General features: G+C 58.5%; 3 protein-coding genes and 1 tRNA gene. 1 reads left to right on the plus strand and 3 read right to left on the minus strand.

Annotated features, from left to right (window positions below):
• Positions 1-24 precede the first annotated feature (24 nt).
• A tRNA-Gly gene (locus AAC083_RS22405) sits at positions 25-100 on the plus strand.
• A gap of 282 nt (positions 101-382) precedes the next feature.
• Here the strand turns inward: AAC083_RS22405 and AAC083_RS22410 are convergent.
• From AAC083_RS22410 to AAC083_RS23505, 3 genes are all read right to left on the minus strand, one after another.
• A complete protein-coding gene (locus AAC083_RS22410; RefSeq protein ID WP_042035779.1) occupies positions 383-592 on the minus strand; it encodes a cold-shock protein in 210 nt (69 codons plus the stop codon).
• Between the two features lie 272 nt (positions 593-864).
• Positions 865-1,533, minus strand: a complete 669-nt coding sequence (locus tag AAC083_RS22415; RefSeq protein WP_108537751.1) for a LysM-like peptidoglycan-binding domain-containing protein — start codon at positions 1,531-1,533, stop codon at positions 865-867.
• A gap of 99 nt (positions 1,534-1,632) precedes the next feature.
• Positions 1,633-2,740 (minus strand): methyl-accepting chemotaxis protein (locus tag AAC083_RS23505; RefSeq protein ID WP_258224832.1); only part of this gene is annotated, 1,108 nt, incomplete at its 5' end.

Consider the following 2,740-nt stretch of genomic DNA (forward strand, 5'->3'; position numbering starts at 1 on the left):
CACATTTGCAAGTGACATTCTGTTGCGGGAATAGCTCAGTTGGTAGAGCACGACCTTGCCAAGGTCGGGGTCGCGAGTTCGAGTCTCGTTTCCCGCTCCAATTTCTCTCCTTGAAGTACACCATTCCAATATTTCAACTGAATCGCCCCGCGTGTTCTAGACACTCTGTTGTTGAACGTTGAATTGCTCATTACATCGCGCTGCGATGCGTTGTCGTATCTGGCGTTTATTCAGCGCTTCTCCCCCTCCTCCCGCAAGCAGGAACGGAAGTGCAGGCTCACACGGCGAGTGAAATAGGGAAAGCGGTTGTGACAAGAGATGGCAAATGGCGGGCAAAAAAATAGGAGGAGCAAGTCTCCTCCTACAGGCTCACTGGCGTGGCTTAGAGCAGAGTGACGTTCTCAGCCTGAGGGCCTTTGTTGCCCTGGGTCACAGTGAACTGGACTTTTTGACCTTCAGCCAGGGTTTTGAAACCTGTGCTCTGGATGGAGGAGAAGTGAACGAAAACGTCCGGTCCCTGGGATTGCTCGATAAAGCCAAAACCCTTGGTCTCATTGAACCATTTTACTTGGCCGGTGCGAATGTCAGACATGTGTTAAGTCCTATCTATAACAAAAGGAAACTAAGCCTTGTTGGGCAGCATTTGCCTAGAAATCAGGGGTTGAAACATCACTGACCACGTCAATTTGTCCCAGTAGCATGTAGAACAATCCCTGTCTAAAGCACAAACGATTGTACGTGAGCGCGATCCCTTGTCAATTTGGCACTTTTCATTTTTTGAGCAAGCTAAACATATTGTGACGTCAGCGGCTTATTTCATGGCGTCAGGTCAAAAAAAACGGGAGGCCAGCGCCTCCCGTTTTGTTATTCCTTGAGGGCGAACCCTTCGCCCTGCCGGTCATAACGGTAGACCGCCTGACCGTAGGAGCGGATCTCCACTCGCTGGATGCGACGGGTGTCGTCCACCAGGATGAAGATGGCGCGGCCCGATTGCAGGCGGGTCAGCGGGCGGTCCGGTCCTTCGATGGCGATCAGGCGACTGAGCTCGGCCCCCGGCAGCTCGAACTTGCGCCAGATGGAGTAGAGGGTCTCGCCGGCTTGCACCTCGTGTTGCAGCCAGGTGCCGTTGACCTTCTCTTCGACCGGTTTGGCTGCTGCGGGCGTACTGCCAGCCACGCCATTGCCGACGGTAAGAGCCTGAGCAGGCACGGCCAGCGGCACTTCCAGCGAACCGGACGGGGCCGCTTTCGGGGCGGCAGGCGCAGGTTCCCAGGCCAGCAACAGCAGCCAGATGGGCACCAGTACCAGCAGGCCAATGGTATGTTTGCGGGGCAGCGGGCTGGTCAGCTTGAATTTGCCTGCTTTGGCATCCTGGCGGCGTTGGCCGAGGTTGCTCATCCCTTGGCCAAATCGTTGGCGCAGGGACAGGGTCGCGGCATTGATGCGATGAAGCAGGGATCCTTGTGATTCGTCTTGGCGACGCTGCTGGGCTCGTCTGTTATGGCCTCGTGGGCGACGGTCCGGGGTGGGCACGGCATTTACCTCTCACTACATTGCCTGCCATCAGGCAAATTCGTCGCCTATGGTAAACGGACTCGCCCCCGAGGGGGAGAGTCCTGATGCGGAAAATTATCAGCTGAGACGAAATTGACCCAATAATTGCTGCAATTTGTCGGCCGCCTGACGCAATGCCTGACTGGCTTTGGCCGTTTCGGTCGCATCCTGAGCAATGTCGTTGGCCAGTGCGTTGGTTTTTGACAGGTTGCCGGAGACGGTTTCGGAGACTGAGCTCTGCTCTTCGGCGGCGGAGGCTATCTGGTAGGTCATGTCGTTGATGGTGGAGATCGCCTTGTAGATGCTGCCGAGCGCCTCTTCTGCCAGATCCGCTTCGCTCACCGCCTGATGGGTCAGCTGCTGGCTCTGGGTGATGGCGTTGACCGCATTGGTGGAGCTCTGGCGGATCTTCTCGATCAGCTCCTGGGTGTTCTGTACCGCTTGCTGGGTGTTGCCCGCCAGTTTGCGTACCTCATCGGCCACCACCGCAAAGCCGCGCCCCTGTTCGCCTGCCCGGGCTGCCTCGATGGCGGCGTTGAGGGCGAGCAGGTTGGTCTGATCGGCAATCCCCTGAATCACGGTGAGGATGCTGGTGATCTGGGCGCTGTCGTTGGCCAGCCCTTCGACCACTTCAGCCCCTTTACCGGCTTCTGCCGCGACCTTGTGCATCGACTGGATCACCTGCTGGAAGCGCTCCTTGCCCTGATCCGCGGCGCTTTGCGCCTGCTTGGCGGAGTCGGCGGTGTTGTTGGCGTGGGTGGCCACTTCCTGGCTGACATAGGACATCTCTTGCACCGCGGTCAGCATCTGCTCCATCTCCGCCTGGTGATGCTGCAGGTTGGTGTCGGTCTGACGGGCGATACGGTCGGTATCGCCGGCATGGCGGTTCACCTCGCTGGCGGTCTTGAGCACATCCCCCAGCAGCCCTTGCAGCTTGTCGATAAAGCGGTTGATGCCTTTGGCCAGCTCCCCCAGCTCGTCCACCGAGCGGGTCGCGAGGCGTTTGGTGAGATCCCCCTCGCCATCGGCGATGTCATTCACCAGGCTGACCATCTGACGGATGGGCCCCGTGATGCTGCGGGCTATCACCAGCATGGTGGCCAGCGCCAGCACCAGCACTATGAGTGCACCCACCAGTTGTTGGGTCATGGCGGCCCGGTTCATGTCGCCCAGCTGGCTCTCCAGC

Origin of the sequence: Aeromonas sp. HMWF014 (genome assembly GCF_963878295.1) — a bacterium.
GTDB classification, from domain to species: domain Bacteria; phylum Pseudomonadota; class Gammaproteobacteria; order Enterobacterales; family Aeromonadaceae; genus Aeromonas; species Aeromonas popoffii.

Excerpts from the sequence above, each read along its gene's own strand:
- AAC083_RS22410 (WP_042035779.1), bottom strand. The coding sequence starts at position 592 with ATGTCTGACATTCGCACCGGCCAAGTAAAATGGTTCAATGAGACCAAG.